21 protein-coding genes and 5 tRNA genes are annotated in these 25,168 nt (G+C 41.1%); 9 read left to right on the top strand and 17 right to left on the bottom strand.

The genetic code is table 11. The features are described 5' to 3' along the window. Nucleotides 1-62: 62 nt before the first annotated feature. Nucleotides 63-2,873 carry a bifunctional diguanylate cyclase/phosphodiesterase gene (locus IEZ33_RS13955; RefSeq protein WP_191600642.1) on the bottom strand — a complete coding sequence of 937 codons (2,811 nt, stop codon included), beginning with the start codon at nt 2,871-2,873 and terminating at the stop codon, nt 63-65. Nucleotides 2,874-3,036: 163 nt separating this feature from the next. Between IEZ33_RS13955 and IEZ33_RS13950 the strand changes: the two genes are divergently transcribed. Further along, nucleotides 3,037-3,747, top strand: coding sequence for a fumarylacetoacetate hydrolase family protein (locus IEZ33_RS13950; RefSeq protein ID WP_191600641.1), 711 nt, complete (start codon nt 3,037-3,039; stop codon nt 3,745-3,747). Between the two features lie 553 nt (nt 3,748-4,300). Then, entirely contained in the window at nt 4,301-5,230 is a 930-nt protein-coding gene (locus tag IEZ33_RS13945; RefSeq protein WP_191600640.1) for a porin, read from the top strand. Between the two features lie 210 nt (nt 5,231-5,440). On the opposite strand, the gene IEZ33_RS13940 is transcribed toward IEZ33_RS13945, so the two are convergent. Both IEZ33_RS13940 and IEZ33_RS13935 read right to left on the bottom strand, forming a co-directional pair. Beyond that, nucleotides 5,441-5,938, bottom strand: coding sequence for a DTW domain-containing protein (locus tag IEZ33_RS13940; protein ID WP_275672811.1), 498 nt, complete (start codon nt 5,936-5,938; stop codon nt 5,441-5,443). 131 nt (nt 5,939-6,069) lie between these two features. Further along, complete coding sequence (locus IEZ33_RS13935; RefSeq protein WP_191600638.1) at nt 6,070-7,281, bottom strand: ammonium transporter; 1,212 nt, start codon at nt 7,279-7,281, stop codon at nt 6,070-6,072. A 389-nt stretch (nt 7,282-7,670) separates the two neighbouring features. Between IEZ33_RS13935 and IEZ33_RS13930 the strand changes: the two genes are divergently transcribed. Both IEZ33_RS13930 and IEZ33_RS13925 read left to right on the top strand, forming a co-directional pair. Beyond that, nucleotides 7,671-7,883, top strand: a complete 213-nt coding sequence (locus tag IEZ33_RS13930; RefSeq protein ID WP_191600637.1) for a cold-shock protein — start codon at nt 7,671-7,673, stop codon at nt 7,881-7,883. A gap of 81 nt (nt 7,884-7,964) precedes the next feature. Continuing rightward, on the top strand, nt 7,965-8,627 hold the full coding sequence (locus tag IEZ33_RS13925) for a glutathione S-transferase (RefSeq protein WP_191600636.1): 663 nt from the start codon (nt 7,965-7,967) through the stop codon (nt 8,625-8,627). Between the two features lie 71 nt (nt 8,628-8,698). On the opposite strand, the gene IEZ33_RS13920 is transcribed toward IEZ33_RS13925, so the two are convergent. Beyond that, a complete protein-coding gene (locus IEZ33_RS13920; protein WP_191600635.1) occupies nt 8,699-9,541 on the bottom strand; it encodes an outer membrane protein assembly factor BamD in 843 nt (280 codons plus the stop codon). 161 nt (nt 9,542-9,702) lie between these two features. Between IEZ33_RS13920 and rluD the strand changes: the two genes are divergently transcribed. The 3 genes from rluD to clpB all read left to right on the top strand — a co-directional run bounded on the left by rluD (nt 9,703) and on the right by clpB (nt 14,299). After that, nucleotides 9,703-10,686, top strand: a complete 984-nt coding sequence (gene rluD / locus IEZ33_RS13915; protein WP_191600634.1) for a 23S rRNA pseudouridine(1911/1915/1917) synthase RluD — start codon at nt 9,703-9,705, stop codon at nt 10,684-10,686. A gap of 129 nt (nt 10,687-10,815) precedes the next feature. After that, nucleotides 10,816-11,583 (top strand): peptidoglycan editing factor PgeF, encoded by a 768-nt coding sequence (gene pgeF / locus IEZ33_RS13910; protein ID WP_240009540.1) that lies wholly within the window; start codon nt 10,816-10,818, stop codon nt 11,581-11,583. A 136-nt stretch (nt 11,584-11,719) separates the two neighbouring features. Further along, entirely contained in the window at nt 11,720-14,299 is a 2,580-nt protein-coding gene (clpB, locus tag IEZ33_RS13905) for an ATP-dependent chaperone ClpB (RefSeq protein ID WP_191600633.1), read from the top strand. 104 nt (nt 14,300-14,403) lie between these two features. Here clpB and IEZ33_RS13900 read toward each other — a convergent pair whose 3' ends face one another. The 13 genes from IEZ33_RS13900 to IEZ33_RS13840 all read right to left on the bottom strand — a co-directional run bounded on the left by IEZ33_RS13900 (nt 14,404) and on the right by IEZ33_RS13840 (nt 22,519). Further along, on the bottom strand, nt 14,404-15,105 hold the full coding sequence (locus IEZ33_RS13900; protein ID WP_191600632.1) for a TIGR04219 family outer membrane beta-barrel protein: 702 nt from the start codon (nt 15,103-15,105) through the stop codon (nt 14,404-14,406). A 154-nt stretch (nt 15,106-15,259) separates the two neighbouring features. Further along, a tRNA-Gln gene (locus tag IEZ33_RS13895) sits at nt 15,260-15,334 on the bottom strand. Between the two features lie 15 nt (nt 15,335-15,349). Continuing rightward, a tRNA-Met gene (locus IEZ33_RS13890) sits at nt 15,350-15,426 on the bottom strand. A gap of 18 nt (nt 15,427-15,444) precedes the next feature. Continuing rightward, nucleotides 15,445-15,519, bottom strand: a tRNA-Gln gene (locus tag IEZ33_RS13885). Between the two features lie 15 nt (nt 15,520-15,534). Further along, nucleotides 15,535-15,611 (bottom strand) — tRNA-Met (locus IEZ33_RS13880). Between the two features lie 29 nt (nt 15,612-15,640). Then, nucleotides 15,641-15,715 (bottom strand) — tRNA-Gln (locus IEZ33_RS13875). Between the two features lie 121 nt (nt 15,716-15,836). Continuing rightward, the gene (ychF, locus tag IEZ33_RS13870) at nt 15,837-16,928 is read right to left on the bottom strand and encodes a redox-regulated ATPase YchF (RefSeq protein ID WP_191600631.1); all 1,092 of its coding nucleotides are present in this window, start codon (nt 16,926-16,928) and stop codon (nt 15,837-15,839) included. Between the two features lie 27 nt (nt 16,929-16,955). Further along, nucleotides 16,956-17,540 (bottom strand): aminoacyl-tRNA hydrolase, encoded by a 585-nt coding sequence (gene pth, locus IEZ33_RS13865; protein WP_191600630.1) that lies wholly within the window; start codon nt 17,538-17,540, stop codon nt 16,956-16,958. Nucleotides 17,541-17,559: 19 nt separating this feature from the next. Beyond that, nucleotides 17,560-18,138, bottom strand: a complete 579-nt coding sequence (locus IEZ33_RS13860; protein ID WP_191600629.1) for a 50S ribosomal protein L25/general stress protein Ctc — start codon at nt 18,136-18,138, stop codon at nt 17,560-17,562. Nucleotides 18,139-18,211: 73 nt separating this feature from the next. Continuing rightward, the gene (locus tag IEZ33_RS13855; protein ID WP_191600628.1) at nt 18,212-19,159 is read right to left on the bottom strand and encodes a ribose-phosphate pyrophosphokinase; all 948 of its coding nucleotides are present in this window, start codon (nt 19,157-19,159) and stop codon (nt 18,212-18,214) included. A gap of 97 nt (nt 19,160-19,256) precedes the next feature. After that, entirely contained in the window at nt 19,257-20,135 is an 879-nt protein-coding gene (gene ispE / locus IEZ33_RS13850) for a 4-(cytidine 5'-diphospho)-2-C-methyl-D-erythritol kinase (RefSeq protein WP_191600627.1), read from the bottom strand. Beyond that, a complete protein-coding gene (lolB, locus tag IEZ33_RS13845; RefSeq protein WP_191600626.1) occupies nt 20,120-20,689 on the bottom strand; it encodes a lipoprotein insertase outer membrane protein LolB in 570 nt (189 codons plus the stop codon). Before lolB ends, ispE begins: the two co-directional genes overlap by 16 nt. Before the next feature lie 39 nt (nt 20,690-20,728). After that, complete coding sequence (locus IEZ33_RS13840; RefSeq protein ID WP_191600625.1) at nt 20,729-22,519, bottom strand: tetratricopeptide repeat protein; 1,791 nt, start codon at nt 22,517-22,519, stop codon at nt 20,729-20,731. A gap of 289 nt (nt 22,520-22,808) precedes the next feature. Between IEZ33_RS13840 and hemA the strand changes: the two genes are divergently transcribed. Further along, nucleotides 22,809-24,077, top strand: coding sequence for a glutamyl-tRNA reductase (hemA, locus tag IEZ33_RS13835; RefSeq protein WP_191600624.1), 1,269 nt, complete (start codon nt 22,809-22,811; stop codon nt 24,075-24,077). Continuing rightward, entirely contained in the window at nt 24,077-25,168 is a 1,092-nt protein-coding gene (gene prfA / locus IEZ33_RS13830) for a peptide chain release factor 1 (RefSeq protein WP_191600623.1), read from the top strand. Before hemA ends, prfA begins: the two co-directional genes overlap by 1 nt.

Below are 25,168 nucleotides of genomic sequence, written 5' to 3'. Positions count from 1 at the left end.
TAAACATGAAGACGCAATCGAGAATGATCGATCCGCTTCGAAGCTGATCTCAAGTGTATTTGTCAACCTCCAAAGACGAGCTGATGTTTACCTGACGTGTTTTGTTTGATTTTTTGTTGCATATCAAAGGCTGTGACAGGTTTGGAGTAGTAGTAACCCTGAACATGGTTACAGCCAATCTCCTGTAAAAGTGCTTCCTGTTCTTTGTTTTCAACGCCTTCCGCAATAGTGGTTAAGTCAAAATGCTTTGCTGTTGCAACAATCGATTTAGTTATAGCAATGTCGTCTTTATTATGATGCATTTCTTTGATGAAACTGCGATCAATTTTTAACTTATCTAAAGGGAATTTTTTTAGATAAGAGAGGCTTGAAAACCCTGTTCCGAAATCGTCAAGTGCAATTTTGATTCCTAGGTTTCGTATGTCGGTTAACATTTTAATCGCTTGTGCGGGTTGTTTTATTAGTAAGCTTTCAGTTATTTCAAAGGTAATCATTTTGGCGTCTAGTTGATACTTTTTGATTAATCTATGGATCGTTTGGGGAACATCTTCATCAAACTGTCTGGCTGAAAAATTGATTGCCATGTTAAAGGCATCATTTTTTATTTCCCAGTGTGATAGTTGCTTGAGCGCTTCTTCTAGAACCCAATGCCCTATTACAATAATTAATCCTGTTTCTTCTGCAATGGGTATAAATACATCAGGTGGCACTCGTCCTCTTTTAGGGTGGTGCCATCTTATTAATGCTTCACATCCTGTTAGGTCGCCTGTGTTGAGGTCTATTTGAGGTTGATAGTAAAGTTCGAACTGGTTAAGTTGTATTGCTTGTCTTAAATCCTGCTCAAGAGATACTCTTTCGGCCGCCATTTTGCTTAATGATGAAGTGAAGAACTCATAGCGATTTCGTCCATTATCTTTAGCTAAATAAAGCGCTGTATCGGCATTTTTTAGTAAAATATCATGACTCTCTCCATCTTTAGGGTACTGAGAAATGCCTATGCTGGGAGTGACAATTAAGGAATTCCCTAAAATATGGATAGGTTCACCAATTCTATTTTTTAAGTTCTCAACAAATAATTTGATGTCTGGAGTGATAAGTGGGTCTTTGATTACGGCGACAAATTCATCACCACCAAGTCGACAAGCTAAGTTAGTTGAGCTGGTTAAGTTGGCTAATCGTGAGGCTGTTTTTTGTAGTACTTTATCACCTACTGCATGCCCTAAGCTGTCATTAATGAACTTAAAGTTATCAAGGTCCATGAAGAGTATGTAAAAGTAAGGGATTTCTTCATCGGTAATGCTTTGTTCTATAAAATCGTTTAATTGTCGTCTGTTTGGGAGGTCTGTGAGAGAGTCGAAATGGGCTAAATGTTCCAATTTTTCTTGAATACGTTTGCGTGACGTAATATCTGTAATGGTTCCTATGTAGCTGATAACGTCACCGTTTTTGTCCTTATGTACATTGATCGATAGCCACTCGGGGAATAAAAAACCCGTTTTATGTTTGTTGATTACTTCACCTTGCCAATGGCCTTTTTTTGTTAGGCTTTCCCACATGGATAGGTAAGTGTGTCTAGGGGTTTTTTGAGAGCTTAAAAATGAAGGGCTTTTGCCCTTAACTTCTGTTTCTTCATAGCCTGTAATTTCTGTAAACGCTGAGTTGCATTTAATTATTCTGTTATCCTTGTCGGTAATGATAATGCCTTCATTTGTGCTGTTAAAAACACGAGCGTCAAGCTCAAGGTCGGTTTGATTTTGTAATAGGATTTCTCTTTGGCTCTCTTGTTCTTCTCTGTAAGCTCTGAATGTTTTATTTATCCAGATTGACATAAATAGCGCGCTTAATAAGATAAAAGCACTGACAGTTAATAGCCCTAGCATTAGGTTATTGAAATTTTTATTTTGTTTAATCGTTTGAGCTAACCATTGCTGATTTATATAGTCATCGAATTGGTCTGAGTAATAGCCACCACTAATCTCCCAATCCCAAATAGGCTCTTTTATGGTTTGAGTTATAATGAAGTTGCTATCGTGCTTTGAATGGCTTTCATCTTGTAAAAAGAAGTAATTACTCAGCGTGTTGCTTTGCGTTCTTTCATGAGGTGTAAGACTCTTCCCCGCATTGTCTTTTATAGAAATAAAAAAAATGTTGTCGTTGATTTTTGATTGAATGCGGTTAAGTAGATTCTGTTTTAGGTCTTTTTCTGCATGGGTAATATAATCTCCTGAACCTATTAACCAATCATAAGGGGTGAATTTTTTAACGAAAGACAGCTTATTTTCCTGTAATGCTTGATTTGATTGAGGGATTGTCCATCGATAAGTTGCGAACCCTTCTTGCTTTTCTGAGGCGACGATTTCAAGGAACTCTTTAACAATATATTTCCCCGAATCATCCTGTTTATCAGAGATAGATTTGCCTTCAATCTCTGGAGAGGGAGGCATCAGGAGGTTGGTTCCTTGTAAGTCATCAATAAAAATATACCCACGGCCATCAAAAAATCGAATGTTTCTGAGTGTTTCTATAATGGTGTGTTTGATTTTTTCCTCAGGAAGGAACGTTTGTAACTCATGAAAGAGCTTTGTAGCGATGATGTGTGCTGTTAACACTTCGCTTTTGATCAAATATTTAAGCTTGTTTCGATTTTCGTTACTTTCAAAAGCGATTGTTTCAATAACATCTTTTATTTCTTGAACAATCTTTCGCTCATGCTCTAAGATGGCATTTTCTTTGAATTCAATAAAATCAACCCCTCTATTGTATTTCTCTTCCCATAAAAGATAGAAAAAAATGATCAATAAAGAAAATATAGCAAAGCCAAAAGACGCTAAAATTTGCTTGAATTGTAAGTTACGCGCAAGCTTGTGAAGCATGTAAAGTAAACTCGTTCTTGAAAATACACAGTATCCATAACTTAGAGTAATCATGGTAAGGGTTTACTTATCTATCATGATGTGGATCAATAAAAAGCAATAGATATTTGTTTTATCTATGATTTACTGTCTTAAACTTGCATTAAAATGAGTATTTGTATTTATGAGCTTTCGTCACTTTGTTTTTCCTCCTAAGGAGACTGTTTCTCTTAGCATTTTTGAAAGTGAACAAAAATTTCCAATAAATCGAATCTATTGTGTTGGGCGAAACTACGCAGAACATTCAAGGGAAATGGGTGATGATCCAGAGCGTGATCCTCCGTTCTTCTTTTGTAAGGATGTTTCTAGCGTTTTTGAGATACCTTTTTCGAGTGATTCTAGTTCTGTGCCATACCCTGCTGAAACCAGTCGCTATGAATACGAAGTGGAGCTTGTCGTGGCTCTTTCTAAAGGTGGGTTCAATATTTCAAAGACTGATGCGATGGATTGTGTTTTTGGGTACTCTGTTGGTCTTGATATGACAAGGAGGGACCTTCAATCCCAAGCAAAGAAAAAAGGGCGTCCTTGGGAAGTTGGTAAATCATTTGAATTATCGGCCCCATTAACACCGATTAAAACCATTCAGCAAGTTGGCGTTTTAGATCATGGGGCCATTGAGTTGAGAGTGGATGGCGTTTTAAAACAGAAAAGTGATTTATCCAATTTAACGTGGTCTATAGCGGAAGTAATTAGTCATTTATCCAGACTCTTCGAGTTGCATCCTGGGGATTTGATAATGACGGGTACGCCTGAAAATGTTGGCCCTGTGAAAGTGGGTGAAACCATGCAGGCTTCGATAGAGGGATTAGGTCGATTTGAATTGACCGTTTTCTAGTAAGTGCTTTATTAGCCTTCATAAAACACTTGGTTTTTACCCGATTAATTCTTTTATTTTAGAGAAAAGGTAAGAATCAGGTGTATTTTCTGAATTTCTTATGACTATTTTTACTTTCTAATTGTTAATTGCCTCTCTATTTTTTTCGTAAAATCGGCTCGTTTGCACACTTCTTTTGGTTTTTTTGATTTTTGATCCCCAATCAAGGATTCCGTATCCTTTTTTTTTGCCTTTTTCTTCTTGAGTTATTTCCATTAGTTTTAACTTATATGAATAAGTGTATTAATCAGGATCTCAGTTAAAGCAAAGAAAAATAAGATTATATTTAAGTTGTTGATTTTGCTGTATTTATTTTAATGTGTAATTTTAGTCATGATTATGTAAGTTCTTTCTTGATGCCATATTCGGTTAATTCTGCATGAAATATTGAGCAAAAAAGTAATTACCTAGGACCATATTGTTTACAAAAAAATTCGGCTTATATTGGTTTCACCGAATGCGTTCGGTCTGAGCGTTCGACTGATTTAGTGCAATAATTAAGAAGGAATAACCGATGAAAAGATCTTTAATCGCAATGGCTGTTTCAAGTGCGGCTTTCACATCAATTGCACAAGCTGCAGATGATTCTTACGTAGATGCTTACGGTAATATACAGCTTGTATACCATAATTCTGATGTAGCTGGTGGTGATAGTGAGAGTGAAATTACAGATAATGGTTCAACTTTTGGGTTCAAGGGCGAAACTAAGTTAAATCAAGGTTTGACGGGTTTTTTCAAATATGAATTGGAAGCCGATGCCGACGAAAAAACCAGTGATATAGATGTAAATCTTGATCAGGCGTATGTCGGCGCCAAAGGTGGTTTTGGTAAAGTGCAAATCGGTACTTTTGACAGTATTTATAATAATGCTATACAGGATGGCTTAGACCAATTTGAATTCGCAGGCATCAGTGGTTCAGCAACGACGACAGAAGGTGACACTCTTGCGTATTTCAGTCCATCTTTTGGCGGGTTTGAAGTTCAGCTTGCCGCTCAGGTTAAGGGGGATGCTGAGTCTGAGGTGTCATCAACTCAGGTTGAAGAAGGGGAAGCGTTTACGGCTGTCGTTAAATATAATCTAGACGCTTTAACGCTCGCCCTTGGTTATGACACTCTAGACAACACACCCAATGCAAAAGAAACCATCGGTCTATCAGCAAGCTATCAACTGGATGCTGCAATGACGTTAAAAGCGAAGTATGAAGAAAATACAGACGTTGATACGCGTATGGGTGTTGGTGCCAGCTATGAATATGGCATAGGTCGCTTGTATGGCTCATTCCAACAAGTAGAGCTAGATCTTGCTAACTCAGAAGATTATGACGAGTACGCTCTGGGTGCGACCTATAACTTGGGTGAAGATGTTTATGTGTATGTTGAAGCCGGTCAGCAATCTGCAGATGAGCTTGATTTCACAGCCGTCGGTGCTTACTACGGTTTTTAGAGATTATGGTTTCTAGAAATTATGGTTTCTAGAAATCTTTAATAATTATTTTGTCCTAACTTTATTCTTAGGCCCTTCTAACGTTTAGGAGGGCCTAACTGTAAAGTATGATCATTCAAGGTTCCATTTTAGGATCTTAATCGGTTTCTATACTGGGACTTTTTTAGCGCACCTTGAGTGTGCTTTTTTTTAATAAAGGTGTATGGCGGCCTAGAATTGATTGAAAGCCGTAAATCGCTGGTGAAGTAGGCTTGCTAATTCAGTACACTTTTTGCTTCTTAATATTTCAATAACTACCTCAGCTGTGCATAAGCCAACGGACTTTTGATTTCTTCTGAGTTGATACTCAGAGCGATGTTGAGAGCGGATGGCGTAATGCGGTAGCCCATGTAAATAAGGGCTTCTATGATACATTTTTTGAGCTTCTTGCCAGGTGCCATCTAAAATAACAAAATGCTCAATGTTAGGTAATTGTGCATCAGTTAGTTCTGATATTGGCCACTTCGCCGTCTCTTTTATCGGATACACAAGCGCTGTTTTTAAGGGATCAAGAGAAGCAAATATCTTATCAGGTATTTTTCTTTGCCATTCGATAATATGGCATTTGTCGGATAGGACTTTTTTTACAATTGGGCCAGTGCCTGTGGTTTTGACTAACTCTCTAGAGTGAGTAAGTAGGGTAATTTGCATCGTATTATAAGGCTTAATGTTATAAAAACTTGGGCTGATAATAGGTGACTTATTATCATCGTAGTGAGGGACCTATAATAAAGGATAAAAAAAACCCTAGCTAGGTTGGCTAGGGTTATAAAGAACCAGTAATAACTGGTTTTACAAGATTAGTCTTTATTCGTTGAGCTGATTTTATGCAAACTTAAGTCGGCACCATTAAATTCGTCTTCTTGAGACAGCCTAAGTCCACTAAGCATTTTGGTGACGCTATACACAAGAAATCCCCCGATCAAGGCAATGCTGATCCCAGCTACCGTGCCAATGATTTGGGAGACTAAGCTTACGCCCCCAAGTCCGCCCATTGCTTCTGTTCCAAAAATACCGGCTGCAATACCGCCCCATGCACCGCAAATACCGTGGAGCGGCCAAACCCCTAATACGTCGTCAAGGTTAGAAAATTTTTGTTGGATTAAGATAAACAGCCAGGTAAAAAGTGCGCCAGCTATTGCGCCAGTCACAAGAGCGCCAATTGGATGAAGAATATCTGAGCCTGCGCAAATTGCGACAAGTCCCGCTAATGGACCGTTATGAATAAAGCCAGGGTCATTTTTACCAAATACCATGGCCGCAATAATGCCTCCAACCATGGCCATTAATGAATTAACCGCAACCAGGCCGCTGACACCATCTAGAGTTTGCGCCGACATCACGTTAAAACCAAACCAGCCAATGCATAAAATCCATGCGCCAAGTGCAAGAAAGGGGATGTTGGACGGTGCAAATGCGACAACTTTACCATTTCGATAACGTCCTGTTCGAGGTCCTAAAAGTAAGGTGGCAGCTAAAGCGACCCATCCTCCTACACCATGCACGACAACGGAGCCCGCAAAATCATGAAATCCTGCGCCGAATTGCGTTTCTAGCCAAGATTGAAAGCCGTAGTTCCCGTTCCAAATCATGCCTTCGAATAAAGGGTAAACAAGGCCTACTATAATGGCGGCGGAAATAAGCATGGGATAAAAGCGTGCGCGTTCCGCGACTCCTCCCGATATAATGGCTGGAATAGCGGCCGCAAATGTCATTAAAAAGAAAAATTTGACGAGTTCATAACCATTATTTTGAGAGAGTTCTGTTGCACTTGAAAAAAAATGGCTCCCATAGGCAATTTGGTAGCCGATGAAAAAGTAGACTAGAGCTGAGACAGCAAAGTCAGTCATGATTTTAACCAGTGCATTTACTTGATTCTTTTGTCTCACTGTCCCAACTTCTAGGAATGCGAATCCGGCATGCATCGCAAATACCATTATCGCGCCTAAAAGAATAAATAATGTATTGGAACTTGATACAAGCGTTTCTACAGCATTATTAATTTGATCCACTAGGGGGTCCTCTCTGTTCTTATATGGTGCGTTTTTTTGAGTTGTTGTTTTTATGTGGTGCATAAAATATATTCGCGGGTGCTTTTATATTTATTGATCCATTACAATGCAAAAACTGGGCCTATTTGTATTAAATTGGTGCATTTTGTTTTTTTGTGTGATTCTCTAGACGTATCTTCTTATTAATTTTTCGTGAAGTTTTATTGCAGTTCTTCCCATTTGAATTTGGACATCATATTATCAAGGGGTGGTTTATTTTTATTTTGAGAGCACCAAAGGGTCGTTCTGTTTGAGATAACCATGAAAAAGGATGCCTCTTGAATGATAAATTCAGAGGTTGTAAATAGACTGACCCAATAAAGGGCAGCTTAATAAGTAATGAGGTTTGTATGTCTGGTGAATTAGTAACAGGTATTGTTAAATGGTTTAACGATGAAAAAGGATTTGGTTTTATTGAACGTGATGGTGGAGCGGATGTCTTTGTTCATTTTCGCGCGATAAATGGCACGGGTCGTCGTACTCTACAAGAAGGCCAAGCTGTGAGCTTTGAAGTAACTGATGGCCAAAAAGGCCCACAAGCTGAAAACGTAACCATCGTTTAATTTTTGCTTGTTATAAAAAAGCCACGCAGGTCGTGGTTTTTTTATGTCTTTGGGTAATGGTAGTAGGAGGTTGTTGTTAAATTGACCATTTTATATTCTTTTAGGCGCTGTCCTTACGCCATTAGAGCGCGTTATACGCTGGCATTATTAGAAGAAAGGGTAGAGCTTCGAGAGGTTGTATTAAAAAATAAGCCTGCCGCTCTGCTGTCTTTAGGAGGGCGGTCTACAGTCCCTCAGCTTATCGACCATGGCGACCGTTATGAAGAAAGTAAAGATATTATATTTTGGGCTATAGATAAAGCGACGCAATTAGGAGGCCATAGGTCCTCACTGGCCACTCAATTGTGGCCTAACAACCCCGTTCTAAGAGAGCACATTGAGCGGTGGATTGAAGAAAACGATAATGAGTTTAAGGCTTGGTTAGATAAATATAAATACGCAGATCGTTTTCCAGAGAATCCAGAGGTATTTTACAGACGCAAAGGGGAGCATTTTTTGTCTAAATTAGAAACTCAATTGAGTCAATCATCTTTTATATTAGGCAAAGAAATGACGTTGGCGGATGTGGCCATTTTTCCGTTTATTAGACAGTTTGCTGGCGTCAATACAGTTTGGTTTGAGAGCTGTGGTTACCCCCATTTAAAGTTGTGGTTGGCTCGCTTTTTAGAGTCGAGTTTGTTTTTGGTTGTGATGAAGAAGTACCCACAATGGGTGGAAGGCCAAGAAGAAATCTTTTTCCCTTAACAATCTTGTAATCGGGTTTTAGACGAAAAAGATCAGGCCATTCATTTAATACAAATAAATGGCCTTGCTTGTTAATCAATCGCGCCCAGTGTTACCCAATATAAAAAGTCTGGCTCGGCATCTTTTGGCAGGCTTGCCGTAATAAATTTATTGTTCTCATCTAAGCGGCTGGATGAGGGGAAGTTTTCAATCAAAAATTCTATGTTATTTTGAGCTAAATCGTACTGTTCTAAATCCATGTACGCTTGAATAACAATAGCTAAGGCATCTTCAATAGAGTCAGAACTTGGATATTGTTCTAAAACAGTTTGGCCGCGTCGTAAGGCCGACAGGGGGGCTTTACGCTTAAAATAGTATCTTGCAACCTGAACTTCATGTCTAGCGATAATATTCCTTAAATAGATCATTCTTACTTTTGAGTCAGGCGCATATTGGCTATCAGGAAAGCGTTTAAGTAGTAATGAAAATTCATTAAATGACGTTGTTAATTCTGATACGTCTCTTTCGCTAGGGTCTAAGTCTAAATATCGACCCAAAAAGCTCTCTGTGCTCTTGTAAGTACTAAGCGCTCTCATATAGAAAGCGTAATCCAGTGAAGAGTGGTCGGGGTGGTTCTTAATAAACCGTTCTACATTCGCGTGTGCGGCGATATAGTCCCCAGCACTGAGATAAGCGTATATTAGATCAAGTTCAGCACGTACAGTGTATTCACCGAAAGGGTAGCGGTTTGTTAAATCTTTTAAATGTTTTACCGCGGTTGTTGGTAATCCATCCTCTAGCGCCGCCTGCGCTTTTTGGTAATATTCTTGTTCTGGAAGGTCTGCTTCTTGTACTGTTTTGTTTGCGCAAGCGATTGCAAGCAAAGAAAAACTCGTAATTGTTATGAATCGCAGCAACGTCTGATGAAATCCCATGTATAATTAAAACCTTAAATAAGTAAAAGTTACCGAATTGGCTATCTGTGGCTCTAAGTGTGAACACTGTGTTCAATAATAACAGAGCTGAGTTTTTATTATCACTTGATGATGTGTGAATTTTATGTAATTTCCACTCATCAACAATTTAAGTACATTGTATGGCAGAGCGTATTGTAAAAGAAGCCCAAGTTCCCGTGGATTTTAGTGGCCAGAGACTGGATCAAGTCTCTACTGAACTATTTGAAGATTTTTCAAGGTCTCGTATTCAGTCTTGGATAAAAGAAGGTACCATTTTAGTAGATGGTAAAAAAGTAAAAGCAAAAGAGAAAGTGTTTGGGGGAGAGATTATTTCGTTAAGTGTTCTTGTAGAAAATCAAGAAGAGCATTTACCAGAGGACATCCCGTTAAATATTGTTTATGAAGATGATGATATTTTAGTGATTAATAAGCCGGCAGGACTTGTTGTGCATCCAGCGTCTGGGCACAGAGATGGTACCTTGCTTAATGCGGTTTTGCATCATGCTCCTGAAGTGGGCCATGTGCCGCGAGCAGGTATCGTCCATCGACTGGACAAAGAAACGACAGGTTTGATGGTAATCGCTAAAACATTGGCGGCTCAAACAGATCTCGTTTCTCAACTGCAAGATCGTAGTATGGGTCGTGAGTACGAAGCCATTACTATTGGCGTGATGACAGGCGGGGGTGTCGTGGACGAACCTATTGGGCGTCACCCTAATAATCGCCAAAAAATGGCCGTTGAGCCAATACACGGGAAAGAGGCGATTACTCATTACCGTTTGGTGAAGCGTTTCAAAAACCACACCCACATTCGATTAAAGCTTGAGACTGGCCGTACACACCAAATTCGCGTGCATATGGCATTTGCGAAATTCCCTCTCGTGGGTGATCCGCAGTATGCAGGTCGTTTAAAAATGCCAAAAGCCTGTTCTCCTGAGCTCCAAGAGGGTATTCGTTTGTTTAGACGTCAAGCCCTGCATGCTAAAAAATTAGAGTTAACCCATCCAATTAGTGGTGACTTTATGGAGTGGGAAGTGGATCTTCCAGAAGATATGCAGCATCTAATTGAATTGCTAAAACAAGATATGGAAGATTCTGGAAGTGACGATTCTGAGTATTATTAATAAAGATTAGCTTTTAAAAGAAAGCGATTTTACTGTTTTTCTTTGTTATAAGTATCAAGTAAGAAAGCGGCCCTATGGCTGCTTTCTTGTTTATATGCAAGCTTATATTTTGTGATATTGAGGTGTGTTTTGAAAGTTGAGAATTCTCATGAAGCGTTAGATTTGATTCAACCTGATTGGCCGGCACCTAAAAACGTTCGAGCGTTCGTTTCTACCCGTAAAGGTGGTGTGAGTGAGGGTGAATACATGGGCTTAAATTTAGGCGCTCATGTGAATGATAACCCAGATCATGTTGCTTACAATCGCTTGTTGCTTCAAAGGCGAACGACGATGCCAAACACTCTAGTGTGGTTGAATCAGGTGCATGGTACCCGTACGCTTGAACTGCCTTTTGACTCGGCCTGTTCTGAAGGCCTTCATGATCAAGCGGATGCATCAACGACAAAAGAAGCGAATCAGGTGTGCGCGATTCTTACCGCGGATTGTTTACCCGTGTTTTTAACGAATTCAAGCGGTACTCAAGTCTCTGCTTTGCACGCTGGTTGGCGTGGATTATGTGATGGTGTAATCGAGCAGGCGGTAAACCATTTTGATGAAACAGAAAATCTAATGGCATGGTTGGGACCGGCAATTGGGCCGCAATCTTTTGAGATTGGTGAAGAGGTTAAAGAGGCATTTGTTGATCATTCGCCTGAGGCCGCTTTGGCTTTTACGCCTAAAGCCGGGGGAAAGTGGCTTGGCGATTTGTATTTGTTGGCTCGTCAAAGGCTTAGCTTGGCAGGGGTAAATCAAATTTATGGCGGCGACCGTTGTACCTTTATTGAGAAAGAATGCTTCTACTCCTATAGAAGGGACGGTGTGACGGGTCGAATGGCCAGTGTGATTTGGTTTGAATAATAATTTTCTACCAGTAAATCAGGGTGCTTTCTTGATGAGTGTCATTATTTTGACACTCGAGTGTTGAAATTTGTACTTTGGGACGTATTAACTAGGTAAATACAGTAAGAATTTTCCTATACAAAGGAGTTTATTAATGAGAATTGATCGATTAACAAGTAAGTTGCAGCTCGCTCTTTCTGATGCTCAATCTGTTGCCTTAGGGCATGACCATTCCTACATAGAGCCTGTACATTTATTGATTGCCTTGATAGATCAACAAGGAGGCAGTACTCGTCCTATTCTTCAGCAATCTGGCATTCAAGTTGTAAAGTTAAGAGAATCACTGAACGATGTGTTAGGCCAACTTGCCAAAGTGAATGATCATGATGGCAATGTTCAAATGTCGCCTGAGATGGTGCGGTTATTAAATCTTGGTGATAAAGAAGCGCAAAAACGAAAAGATCAGTTTATTTCATCCGAATTGATTTTGATGGCCATGTTTGATGGCAAAGATGATCTTGCAAAAACATTAAAAGCAACTGGCGTTACCAAAAACGATATCGCGGCTGTAATTGATCAGGTGCGTGGTGGCGAAGGGGTAAATGATGCGAATGCAGAAGAAAATCGCCAAGCGCTTGATAAATATACCGTTGATTTAACCGCAAGAGCCGCCTCTGGTAAGCTAGATCCCGTCATTGGTCGTGATGATGAAATACGTCGTACTATCCAAGTTCTCCAACGTCGTCGTAAAAATAACCCCGTACTCATTGGTGAGCCGGGCGTGGGTAAAACGGCCATTGCCGAAGGATTGGCTCAGCGTATTATCAATGGTGAAGTTCCTGAAGGCCTAAAAAATAAACGAGTGCTTTCTTTAGATATGGGAACTCTGATTGCGGGGGCTAAGTATCGTGGTGAATTTGAGGAGCGTTTAAAAGCCGTGCTCAATGAACTCTCTAAGCAAGAGGGGCAAGTTATCCTGTTTATTGATGAAATTCATACTATGGTGGGTGCTGGAAAATCCGAAGGTTCTATGGATGCCGGTAATATGCTTAAACCTGCTCTTGCACGTGGTGAACTGCATTGTGTAGGGGCGACGACATTAAATGAATACCGTCAGTTTATTGAAAAGGATGCGGCTCTGGAGCGTCGTTTTCAAAAGGTTCTGGTGGAAGAACCCTCGGTTGCTGACACGGTTGCTATTCTACGTGGCTTAAAAGAGCGTTATGAGGTGCACCATGGTGTGGACATTACTGACTCGGCTATTATTGCTGCGGCTAAACTGTCTCAACGTTATATTACAGATAGGCAGTTACCTGATAAAGCCATTGACTTAATTGATGAAGCGGGCAGTCGCATACGAATGGAAATGGATTCAAAGCCAGAGGATATGGACCGATTAGAGCGCCGCCTAATTCAGTTAAAGATAGAGCAGGAAGCTTTGAAAAAAGAAAAGGATAAGGCCTCTAAAACCCGTCTAAAAGAGCTGGATTCCGAAGTTGAGTCACTAGAAAAACAATATTCTGATTTAGATGAAATTTGGAATGCTGAAAAAGCCTTAGTCCAAGGTGGGCAAAAGCTAAAAGAGGATCTTGAATCCGTTAGGCATGAGATGGAAGAAGCGCGTCGTGAGGGAAATTTAGCGAAGATGTCTGAGCTTCAGTATGGTGTTATTCCAATGTTGGAAGCCGAAATTGAAAAAGCCAGTCAAGCGGAAGAATTGGGTCAAACTCAATTGCTTCGAAACAGAGTAAGCGAGGAAGAGATCGCCACTGTTGTATCAAGATGGACAGGCATTCCTGTTGATAAGATGTTGGAGGGTGAGCGTGATAAGTTGCTTCGAATGGAAGAGGCGTTACATGAGTCGGTTATCGGTCAGGAAGAAGCCGTTGGGGCGGTTGCTAATGCCGTTAGACGCTCCAGGTCTGGTTTGGCCGATCCAAATAGGCCTAATGGTTCATTTTTGTTCTTAGGGCCTACTGGGGTTGGTAAGACTGAGTTGTGTAAGTCTCTGGCTACTTTTTTGTTTGACTCTGAAGCGGCTATGGTGCGCTTGGATATGTCGGAATTTATGGAGAAGCATTCTGTTTCCCGTTTAATTGGCTCTCCTCCTGGGTATGTGGGTTACGAAGAAGGCGGCTATTTGACTGAGGCCGTTCGTCGTCGTCCCTATTCAGTACTGTTACTTGATGAGATAGAAAAAGCGCATCCAGATGTCTTTAATATTCTATTGCAAGTATTGGATGATGGTCGATTAACAGACGGGCAGGGGCGAACGGTCGACTTCCGTAATACAGTGATTGTAATGACGTCAAACCTTGGTTCTGATGTGATTCAGGAGTATCGAGATGATAGCCAATATGATGAGATTAAAGAAAAAGTAATGGACGTGGTTGGAATGCATTTTCGCCCTGAGTTTATCAACAGAATTGATGAGGCCGTTGTTTTCCATCCATTGATGTTATCTCAAATACAAGGTATTGCGCGTATTCAATTGCTTCACTTGAATCAACGTTTGGCTGAGATGGGGATGAGCATGACAATGAGTGAGAGTGCCATGACTCGTTTGTCTGAGGTGGGTTACGATCCAATTTACGGCGCTCGACCGCTGAAAAGAGCCATACAGAGATGGATAGAAAATCCATTAGCTAACGAGTTGCTTGCCGGAAGATTTGTGAGCGGGGATGTGATTGTGGCGGATACGAAAGAAGATGAGATTTGTTTTACAAAAAAATAAACTGAGACGTTAATATAGTAAAAAACCGTGGCCTTTGTTTGGTTGATATTTTAAACAAAAGCCGCGGTTTTTTTATGTGCGTTATACAGGGCGTTGGGTGGGGTTTAGAAATCGATAAAAGCGCCTATAAATACACCTGAGCTTTCACTGTAAACATCTTTATTGTCAACATCCACTAAATCGATATCCATAGAGCGATAGCCGCCTTCAATGCCAACTAAGAACGGTGTTTCATATTTTACTTTGATTGTTGTGTCAGTAATGCTTGAGTCGCCATACGCCATGGTTTTTAATTCACCGCCAACGGAAACGCTGGTTCCAGGTATCTTTGCGTAGGCCGATATGTATCCCATAGGAATAATTTCTGACAAATCACTCTTCTCAGAGTTAAGTTCAATTGATCCGTCAAAGTCTCTTAGCGTTAAGCCTGCGTCAAGATCTAGCCAAAGCAACCCATCTAAAAATTCGTAATAAAAGGTGTAGTCGGTATGTGATAAATCAAGCTTTGCTTGGCCTGATAATACTTGTCCGTCAAAAATCACATTTGAGGTGACGGTTCCCTCAGACTCTAGACTTGTGCCCTGAAGACGAATATTCGGAATCAGTGGCAGTGGGTGTTCAAAAGCAATACCGTAATAGCGACTGCTATCAGCGTCCATATCGGTCGTGTTGCTTGGGGTATTGTGATCCGAAAACTTAACTGTTGCATCGGGTGAAAATGCACCAATTTCAGCGGTTAAACCTAAAACATCAGCGTGGGCCGTGCTAGCAAGAACTAAAGAAGAAAGGAGTAGAGCAGCTCTCATAATAAGATTATCCATGTTATTGAAGATTTAGATTAGTATAAACTTTTGAACTTGTATTTGACTAATAAAGATTGCATCTTATTGCAAATAGAGAGGTATCAGAATGAAAGGAGTTAAAATAAGAAATGGGTGTTGTTCAAAGAGGGTATTAAATTGGCTGGGGTAGCAGGATTCGAACCTACGCATGACAGGATCAAAACCTGTTGCCTTACCGCTTGGCGATACCCCAAATAACCAAATTGTATGGTGGCTATGACTAGATTCGAACTAGTGACCCCATCATTATGAGTGATGTGCTCTAACCAACTGAGCTACATAGCCTTTCTGTATTAGGGAAATTGGCTGGGGTAGCAGGATTCGAACCTACGCATGACAGGATCAAAACCTGTTGCCTTACCGCTTGGCGATACCCCAAATTTTAGTAATTAATGGTGGCTATGACTAGATTCGAACTAGTGACCCCATCATTATGAGTGATGTGCTCTAACCAACTGAGCTACATAGCCATAATTACTTTCCTAACACTGTTTGCAAATGGCTGGGGTAGCAGGATTCGAACCTACGCATGACAGGATCAAAACCTGTTGCCTTACCGCTTGGCGATACCCCAATTGCAAACCAGAGACAAATTATCTTTTGTTCGATGCCGTGTCTCTGGGTGCGATATTATTCATATATGGCCTTATCGGGTCAAGCTTTTTTCTGAAAATATCGCTAACTATTTAATAATTCTATACATTGAAGCGGAAATGCATCACATCGCCGTCTTTTACAATGTATTCTTTGCCTTCTAAACGCCACTTACCTGCCTCTTTCGCGCCGTTTTCGCCCTTATAAGAAATAAAGTCATCGTAAGCAACGACTTCGGCACGAATAAAGCCTTTCTCAAAGTCTGTGTGGATGACGCCAGCGGCTTGTGGTGCGGTTGCCCCTTGCTTTACCGTCCAGGCGCGAACTTCTTTTACACCCGCTGTGAAATAGGTTTGTAGACCAAGTAACTCGTAACCGGCGCGGATAACACGATCCAAGCCAGGCTCTTCCATTCCCATTTCATCAAGGAACTCTTGCATTTCTTCCGCATTAAGTTCGGAGATTTCGGCTTCTAGCTGATTGCAAATAGGAACCACCATGGCGCCCTCAGACTCAGCAATGGCCTTTACTTGGTCAAGGTGTGGATTATCTTCAAACCCGTCCTCTGCCACGTTTGCAATGTACATGGTGGGCTTTGTTGTAAGAAGGTGAAGTGCTTTAACTTCTTTTGCTTCATCGTCCGTCATTTCCAATGAACGAACTGGAAATCCGTCTTCTAAATGCGCTTTAAGCTTTTCTAAAAAGAGCTTGTGAGCCATCGCTTCTTTATTGCCGCTTTTTGCATTTTTCGCCGTGCGGACAATTTGTTTATCGATTGATTCGATATCGGCAAAAATCAGTTCAAGATTGATGATTTCAATGTCTGCTTTGGGGTCGATTTTATTGGCAACGTGAATAACGTTCTCATCTTCAAAGCAGCGTACAACGTGTGCAATGGCATCCGTTTCACGAATGTTTGCCAAGAACTTATTGCCTAGCCCTTCCCCTTTTGAGGCCCCTTCAACTAGACCGGCAATATCGACAAACTCCATTGTAGTCGCTAATACCTTTTCAGGTTTAACGATGGCTGACAGCGCATCAAGGCGTGGGTCTGGCATAGCCACCACACCAGCATTCGGCTCGATTGTACAAAAAGGGAAGTTTTCAGCACCAATACCCGCTTTGGTAAGTGCATTGAATAGAGTGGATTTACCGACATTTGGTAATCCGACGATGCCGCAATTAAAACCCATAATAATTCCTGAATATAATATAAATGTTTAAGCTTTGAAGCTGTGCAGTGTATTCATCACGTTATTAAAGTTGCCAGCTACGATATCATCTGTATATCGAAGGGATTCATCAATCGCGTGTTCAATCTTTAGAAATTCTGTGGAGGGCGCTTTGGTTAAAACGTAACCGGCTACTTTACTGGCGTGACCTGGGTGCCCAATACCAATACGTAAGCGACCGAAATCACGGTTATTACCAAGTTTTGAGATAATGTCTTTGAGTCCATTATGTCCACCATGTCCTCCGCCGACTTTAAGTTTTGCTGTGCCGGGAGGGAGATCTAGCTCGTCATGGATAACGAATACTTCTTGAGGTTGTATTTTATAAAATTGACACAATGCTTGGACGGCTGAGCCGCTCAAATTCATATAAGTGGTTGGAATCAACAAGTAGCATTCTTTTCCACCAATAGAAACTTTTCCAAATTCACCTGAAAACTTTTTTTCAAAACGCAAAAGGCATTGGCTCTGTTGAGCCAATGCCTTTATGTATTGAGCGCCAGCATTATGGCGGGTGTTATCATATTCAGCACCAGGATTACCCAGACCAACTAATAATTTAAAACTCGCCACAATACTGCCTTCAATAATCTTAACGTTTAGACTTGTCGATACGACCAATTGGTTGGTTGTGATCTTCGCCTTTCAACAATGCAATAAGTTCAACGCCTTCTGGAATAGCTGCGTCAGAAAGGTGATAGATATCGCCTAATTGAGCGTTGTTACAATCAACAACAAGTTCAGCAGGAAGGTTAGCTGGTAAGCAACGAACTTCAGCAAGTTTCGCTTCAACAACCAGACGACCGCCTTGAGTTTTAACACCAGGGCTTGTTGCAGCGCCAACAAAGCTTAAAGGAACACGAGTCGTAATAACTGTGTTTTCTTCAACGCGTAGAAGGTCAATATGAAGAACTTCAGGACGTGCTGGGTGACGTTGAAGTGCTTTGATGATAGCTTTCTCTGGCTTGCCTGCAACGGTTACTTCGATGATGCTAGTGAAGAAGGCTGGGTTTTCAATTGCTTTGTTTAACTCGTTTACGGCAAAAGAAATAGACTGAGGCTCAGAAGAACCACCGTAGATTACACCAGGAACTAAATATTCTTTACGTAGGCGGCGGCTCGCACCTTTGCCATGTAGTTCACGAGTGTTTGCATTAATTGTTAATGACATTTTGTATTCCTAAAATTAAGTATAGTTAGCCCAAGACTGCGACCGGCCCCGAGCAAATGCGTTTGGTTTTGGGTTAGGCACCAAACATAGCACTAATAGACTCTTCGTTGCATACGCGACGAACAGCTTCTGCCAAAATATCCGACATGGACAGTTGGCGAATTTTTGGGCATTCAAGCGCATCTTGTCTTAGAGGGATGGTGTCAGTAACAACCAATTCATCTAAAACAGAGTTAGTGACATTTTCAATGGCTTTGCCGGACAGAATAGGGTGGGTGCAATACGCTAAGACCCTTTCGGCGCCATGTTCTTTTAAGGCTTTTGCCGCTGCGCACAAGGTTCCGCCAGTATCACACATATCGTCGATTAATACGCATGTTTTGCCGGCTACATCACCAATTAAATGCATGATTTGTGCTTCGTTGGCTCGTGGGCGACGTTTGTCTATGATGGCTAGGTCTGCATCATCCAGTAACTTTGCAAACGCTCTTGCGCGAACAACACCGCCAACATCAGGAGAAACAACCGTGATGTTCTCATAACCTTGGCGTTGCAAGTCATCAAGCAATAAAGGTGTTCCATAAACGTTGTCTACTGGAATGTCAAAGAAGCCTTGAATTTGATCCGCATGAAGGTCGACAGTCAGTACGCGGTTGATCCCAACAGCAGAGATCATATCAGCCACTACTTTTGCGGTGATAGGGACACGTGCAGAGCGAACACGACGGTCTTGACGAGCGTAGCCAAAATAAGGAATGACCGCGGTGACTCGACTAGCAGACGCTCGACGCAGAGCGTCTGCCATAACAATCAGTTCCATCAGGTTATCATTACTTGGCGCGCAAGTAGACTGAATGATAAAAACGTCTTTACCGCGGACGTTTTCGTTTATCTCGACTGTGATTTCTCCGTCACTGAATTTGCCAACAGTAGCGTTGCCAATAGGTAAACCTAGGCGGCGAACTACTCGGCGAGCGAGTTCAGGGTTTGCATTACCGGTAAAAACCATCAACTTGGACACTGTGAATACCTTTTGTATTAAATTGTTCGTGATGAATAGAAGCGTATACGGAAAAAACAGCTCTCAGTTAGCTAAGATTAAAAAGAGTATCTCAGATCTACTTTTTTCGATTTTTTTCTACCCACTGGTCAAGTGCTGTGTGCGTTAATGAGGTATTGCTTCCATTGCATATCCAAGATTGCCATTTTTTTGGCACTGCTTGCTTTACCCGTTCAGCATCCGCTTTTTGTTTAAACGCTAAAAAAAGACAGGCTCCAGTGCCCGTGAGTTTTACATCTCCTTGATTTTTAAGCCAAAGAAACGCCTCGTTCACGTCAGGATAGAGTTCTCTTACAACGTTTAGACAATCATTATGCCCGTCCAGTGTTAAGACGTGCGATATTTTGATGGGCAAGGTGTCTCTTGTCAAACGTTTATCGGTAAAAATTTGACCAGTGTTGACATGAACGTTGGGTTTAATCAATAGATAGGTCGGTGTTTGCGGTTCAACAAAGGTCAGCTTTTCTCCTACCCCTTCAGCAAAAGCGCTTTTTCCATGAACGAAAATAGGCACATCGGCCCCAAGCGATAAACCAATATCCGCGAGTTCGTCGAGCGAGAGTTGGCATTCCCAAAGTTCGTTAAGAGCCAGTAAGGTGGTTGCCGCGTTGGAACTTCCACCGCCAATACCAGCCCCCATAGGTAGGTTTTTATCTAAGTGAATATGGGTGCCAAAACGTGTGTTTTTTCTAAAAGGGAGAAGTTTTGACGCGGCTTTAAAAACCAGATTGTCTTCTACAGGTAAGTCATCAATGGTCGGTGAAACCGTTATGTTGTCTTTTAAGTTCGACTCAAAGTGTAATGTGTCATGAAACTCAATGAATTGAAAAAGTGTTTCCAATAAATGATAACCATCTTTTCTCCTGCCAATAATGTGTAAAAATAAATTTAATTTGGCAGGCGAAGGCAGTGTTAACGTGTCTATTTTATTGTCCATTGTGTGATAATCAAATTCACTCGAAAGGGTGGGTTAGAGGCTTGTAGTTTACTTGGAAGTTCCAGCCCATCTATGGTACTGTAATCTTTATAGGTCACGATCCAGCCATCTTGAATGATTTCTTCTGGGCGCTCGGAACGAAAGCCATTGCTAACTTCATAAGGGCTACTCGGTGAGGGCAGTCCTCTTATCCAATAAGCTATTTGGTCAACAGGAAATTGCCAGCCAAAATGGTCACTTAATAATGTTCGAGCGGATGTTCCTTGAATGATGTTATCTTCGTATTTTAATTCAACTTGACCGGGCGCTGTTTGTGTCAAGAGCGTTGATCCCTGCCCAAACGGCCCAACAATGGAAAGATCAAATGTTGCGTTATTTTGAAACCAATTAAAATTGCCAGAGAGTGCGTCTTCTTCTGTGCGTATACCAACTCGCCCAACCGTCTCCCATTGCGAAATGGCATCAACCGTAAGTGGCTTTGGTGTCGTATTTTTTGGTGTATTACTGCATCCTGAAATGAACATCAGAGTCGTAATAATAAAACCTATTCGCATAATTATAAATCCTATCCTATCCTATCCTATCCGATTCGCTTATTCGAGCATTGATGGGTTAAGTCGATTCAGCGTTTCTACTAATGCTGGGTGGCTTGGAGAGCTATCAATTGCGTGTTGCCATACTATAATGGCTTCATCGTATTTCTCTTGCTGCCAAAGTGTTTCACCATAATGGGCGGCTATTTCAGCATCAGGTAAAAGGGTCCATGCTTCATTCAACAGCAATTCAGCTTTTGTAAGGTTACCTTTTAAATAATAGGCCCAACCCAGGCTGTCAATAACGGCCGGATTTTCTGGATCCAATTCATAGGCGGCTGAAATCAAGTCTATCGCTTCATCGTAGTGTTGCGTGCGTATCAATAGTGTATAACCAAGTGCATTTAAATAGTTAGCATTTTCGGGATCTTTACTGATGAGTAAGCGCAGGTCGACTTCAGTTTGTTGCCAGTTGCCTAGGGTGTCTTCGAGAAGTGCTTTTTTATAGCGGACATCGGCGGCATCAGGTTGTTTTAACAAAATCATATTGGCCAGCTCAATGGCTAATTTAACGTGCTGCTGACTTTCGTGAAATTGCATAACGTTTAATATGTTATTAGCATTTTGTCTTTGCTCAAATTGGGACGCAATCAGGGCGTTAACCTCTGACTCTCTGTTAAGATCATAAAGCCATACAATGATTTGCTCCATCGCGTTACTAAACAAGGGGCCATCTACTTGTTTAAGCTTTTCTATCGCCTCGGTTTTATCCCCTAAATTAGCAAGGGCGTTCGCCTCTAAAAAATAAAAGCGGCCAGCAAAGCCTGTCGCCTCATAATTTATAGGGTCTAATACTTTCAATGCGATCGATGACAAATCATTTTGTATTAACAAACTCACATAATGAATGGATAGCTGAGCCTTGTATAAGGTTGATAACCTTGCATTCGTATAATGTTCTTTGGCCGCTTCAAAATTTTCATTGTCCATTTCAAATTCAATTAATGAAGAAATAAGTGTGAACTCATCAGGATAATAAGCTAAGCCTTGCTCTAATGTTGTGATGGCTTCTTCAATTTGGCCATCTTGTTTTTGCGTCAACCCTAATATGAAATAAATATCAGAGGGCAACAGGTGTTTGTTCTTTTTACTGTCATTAAGCAAAGCCAAAGCAGAATTTTTTGCTTCTTTATTGTTCCCTTGAAAATACGCTGAGTGGATCAAAGCAGATCGAGTTTCTGTGTCACTAAGAATGTCTTGGGGAAGTGAGTTTATCGCGTCATTCACTTTTTTAAGGTGCTTTGGCGTTGTTGAAAAAGAGTTAATGGTTTTGCTTAAAAAATCTAAGGGGACCGAGGCATTGTAAGCTTGTATTATCGCTTTAGCGGCCAGATCCTTGTTGCCTTGTATTGTAAAGGTTCTAAAGCGAATGGAATAAACATTGGCGGCTGAATTGTCTATAGAGAGCCAAACATCTGTTGCATGAATAATTAACGTCGGATCGTTTAAAGACAGTGCAATTAATGTCGCTTTTTCCGCAAGGGTGCTGTTTTGTTCTGAAATAGCAAGGTTGAGATATTGGTTGACGGCTTGTTTTTTATCGCCTCTTGCAAGTGAAAATTCAGCCACTAACGCTTCTTGTATTGATGTGGCCTTTAAGTCTATTTCAATTGGGTTAAGGCGGGTAGCAAGTTTGTTTTTGGCCGTGAATGTACTGCAGCCTGATAAAACAAATAAACAAAGTGTCAAGCTTAAAACAGACTTCATAGGTTGAATAGGGCGTCTCAGAGCTTGTCTGCTCTTTATAGCAAGTACTTTTTGTCGTGTGTGACGTGGTTTTGGAAATGGCATTGTTGTCTCAATTAAAATTGATTCTCATTATAGTAACGTTCGATCTTGGTGGTGCCAACATCAAATTAAAGATTTTGATGTAATAGTCGCAAATGGCGACCACATAGATTTGATTTTATTGACGTCATGGGGTGCGAAAATGCACGAATAACACGTATAATGCACGCACTAAAATTCGATGTATACACACAATCGACTTACTCTAGTAGAAAGCCTAATAGAAAGTCTCATAGAAAGAGTGTAATTCGATTATGTGTTTACGACCTAAGTCTTGAAGAAGAGTTTTTGAATGCCGCTTGTTACGGTTGGTATCAACCATAAAACTGCCCCTGTTTCAATTCGTGAGCGTGTTGCCTTTGCTCCAGAGAAGATGTATGACGCCTTAGGGGCTCTGGTTCACCATGAGCTCGCGAAAGAGGCTGTTATCGTATCTACTTGCAACCGAACCGAGTTGTATTGTTCGGTAGAAAATGATGGAAAAGTAAATAAAATTGTAGAATGGCTGAGTGAATACCATAGTGTTCCTTTAGATGAGTTGCGCAAATTTTGTTATACCCACCATGAAGATGACAGCATTCGTCACATTATGCGTGTTGCATCGGGATTGGATTCTCTTGTTTTAGGAGAGCCGCAGATTCTTGGTCAAGTTAAATCGGCCTTTGCGGTATCCCAAGAAGGGAAGTACATAGGCTCAAACCTACAAACACTTTTTCAAAAGACCTTCTCAATTGCTAAACAAGTAAGAACGGATACCACCATTGGTGAAAATCCAGTGTCTATTGCATTTGCTTCGGTGAGTTTGGCTCAGCGAATTTTTGCGGATGTGAAAAAAAGTACCGCGTTATTAATCGGTGCAGGACAAACAATAGAACTGGTTGCAAAACATTTAAAAGAAAGTGGTATTAAAAGAATTATTGTGGCGAATAGAACCCTTGCTCGCGCTCAAATTCTTGCCGAGGAAATGGGCGCTGAAGCCATTTTGTTGTCTGATCTTTCGGAGTATTTACCCTTAGCCGATATTGTTATTTCATCGACTGCGAGTCAACTGCCTATTATAGGTAAAGGTGTGGTTGAAAAAGCCATTGCTAAGCGTCGTCGCAAGCCAATGTTGTTAATTGATATCGCGGTACCAAGAGATATTGAGCCAGAAGTTGAAGAGATTCAAGACATCTACCTCTATACTGTCGATGATCTTCATTCGGTAATACAAGAAAATCAAAAAGCTCGACTCGATGCGGCAAAAGAGGCCGAGGTCATCATTGATGATGGCGTGGTCGCTTTTCGAAAAAGCATTGAATCAAGAAAAGTCTCAGACATAATTGTTAACTATCGACAACAAGCTGAATCCACAAAGCAGCTTGAGCTGGCGAAAGCCATTAAAAGTCTTGAAGCTGGTCAAACGCCAGAGCAGGTTTTACAGAAACTCGCACACAGCTTGATGAATAAGCTGATTAATTCACCTACTCAATATCTTAGAGTGGCAGGTGCAAATGAAGATCAGTACGCATTAGATATCGCGACTCAAGTTTTGGGCATTACAGATGAAAAAAATAAATAATGAAAGAATCGATTAAATTAAAATTAGAAACCTTATCGGATCGCTATGATGAGTTGTCTGCTTTGCTAGGTGAAGCGGAAGTCATCATGAATCAAGATCTTTTTCGTTCTTACTCAAAAGAATATGCCGAGCTTGAACCTGTAGTGAAATGTTTCACAGGCTTTCAGCAAATTATGGAAAACATTGAAGAAGCAGAGTTGATGTGTTCTGACAGTGATCCTGATCTACGTGAAATGGGACAAGAAGAACTCAAATCGGGCAATCAACAGAAAGAAGAGCTGTTGGAAGTACTGCAAAAGCTATTGCTGCCAAAAGACCCAAATGATTCCCGTAATGTCTTTCTAGAAGTACGCGCTGGAACCGGTGGTGATGAAGCCTCCATTTTTGCTGGCGATTTATTTCGTATGTATTCTCGTTATGCCGAAACTCAGCGTTGGAGAGTTGAAATAATCAGCTCCAACGAGGGCGAGCATGGTGGTTTTAAAGAAGTGATTGCGCGTATAGTCGGTGAAGGTGCTTATTCTAAACTGAAGTTTGAATCGGGTGTGCATCGTGTTCAACGTGTGCCTGCAACTGAATCTCAAGGTCGTATACATACGTCCGCTTGTACTGTTGCGATTATGGCCGAAATGGATGAAGTTGATGCAATAGAAATAAATAAAGCCGACTTAAGAATTGATACTTTCAGGGCGTCAGGCGCGGGTGGTCAGCATGTAAACAAGACGGACTCAGCGATTCGTCTGACGCACATCCCAACGGGTGTGGTTGTTGAGTGTCAAGAAGAGCGTTCACAGCATAAAAACAGAGCCAAAGCGATGTCGCTTTTAGCCTCCAGACTGCAGGCGGCAGAAGATGAAAAATACGCGGCCGAAAAGTCTGAGACACGTAAGTCTCTTGTCGGCAGTGGTGATCGCTCTGAGCGAATTCGTACCTATAACTACCCTCAAGGTAGGGTAACGGATCATCGTATTAATCTTACTCTTTATAAACTAGATGAAATTGTCGCCGGTGAACTGGACTCTTTGGTCAGCCCATTAATAAATGAGCATCAGGCTGAGCAATTAGCCGCATTAAGTAACGATAATACATAA

The organism is Marinomonas algicola, from assembly GCF_014805825.1.
Taxonomy (GTDB): domain Bacteria; phylum Pseudomonadota; class Gammaproteobacteria; order Pseudomonadales; family Marinomonadaceae; genus Marinomonas; species Marinomonas algicola.
This window is presented reverse-complemented; position numbering and strand designations above follow the sequence as displayed.

Bases quoted from the DNA above. Each gene is read 5' to 3' on its own strand.
- IEZ33_RS13945 (WP_191600640.1), top strand. From the start codon at position 4,301: ATGAAAAGATCTTTAATCGCAATGGCTGTTTCAAGTGCGGCTTTCACA.
- ispE (WP_191600627.1), bottom strand. From the start codon at position 20,135: ATGGACAATAAAATAGACACGTTAACACTGCCTTCGCCTGCCAAATTA.
- prfA (WP_191600623.1), top strand. From the start codon at position 24,077: ATGAAAGAATCGATTAAATTAAAATTAGAAACCTTATCGGATCGCTAT.
- IEZ33_RS13930 (WP_191600637.1), top strand. From the start codon at position 7,671: ATGTCTGGTGAATTAGTAACAGGTATTGTTAAATGGTTTAACGATGAA.
- hemA (WP_191600624.1), top strand. From the start codon at position 22,809: ATGCCGCTTGTTACGGTTGGTATCAACCATAAAACTGCCCCTGTTTCA.
- clpB (WP_191600633.1), top strand. From the start codon at position 11,720: ATGAGAATTGATCGATTAACAAGTAAGTTGCAGCTCGCTCTTTCTGAT.
- IEZ33_RS13950 (WP_191600641.1), top strand. From the start codon at position 3,037: ATGAGCTTTCGTCACTTTGTTTTTCCTCCTAAGGAGACTGTTTCTCTT.
- lolB (WP_191600626.1), bottom strand. From the start codon at position 20,689: ATGCGAATAGGTTTTATTATTACGACTCTGATGTTCATTTCAGGATGC.
- ychF (WP_191600631.1), bottom strand. From the start codon at position 16,928: ATGGGTTTTAATTGCGGCATCGTCGGATTACCAAATGTCGGTAAATCC.
- IEZ33_RS13900 (WP_191600632.1), bottom strand. From the start codon at position 15,105: ATGAGAGCTGCTCTACTCCTTTCTTCTTTAGTTCTTGCTAGCACGGCC.
- IEZ33_RS13920 (WP_191600635.1), bottom strand. From the start codon at position 9,541: ATGGGATTTCATCAGACGTTGCTGCGATTCATAACAATTACGAGTTTT.
- IEZ33_RS13955 (WP_191600642.1), bottom strand. From the start codon at position 2,873: ATGCTTCACAAGCTTGCGCGTAACTTACAATTCAAGCAAATTTTAGCG.
- IEZ33_RS13840 (WP_191600625.1), bottom strand. From the start codon at position 22,519: ATGCCATTTCCAAAACCACGTCACACACGACAAAAAGTACTTGCTATA.
- IEZ33_RS13860 (WP_191600629.1), bottom strand. From the start codon at position 18,138: ATGTCATTAACAATTAATGCAAACACTCGTGAACTACATGGCAAAGGT.
- rluD (WP_191600634.1), top strand. From the start codon at position 9,703: ATGGCAGAGCGTATTGTAAAAGAAGCCCAAGTTCCCGTGGATTTTAGT.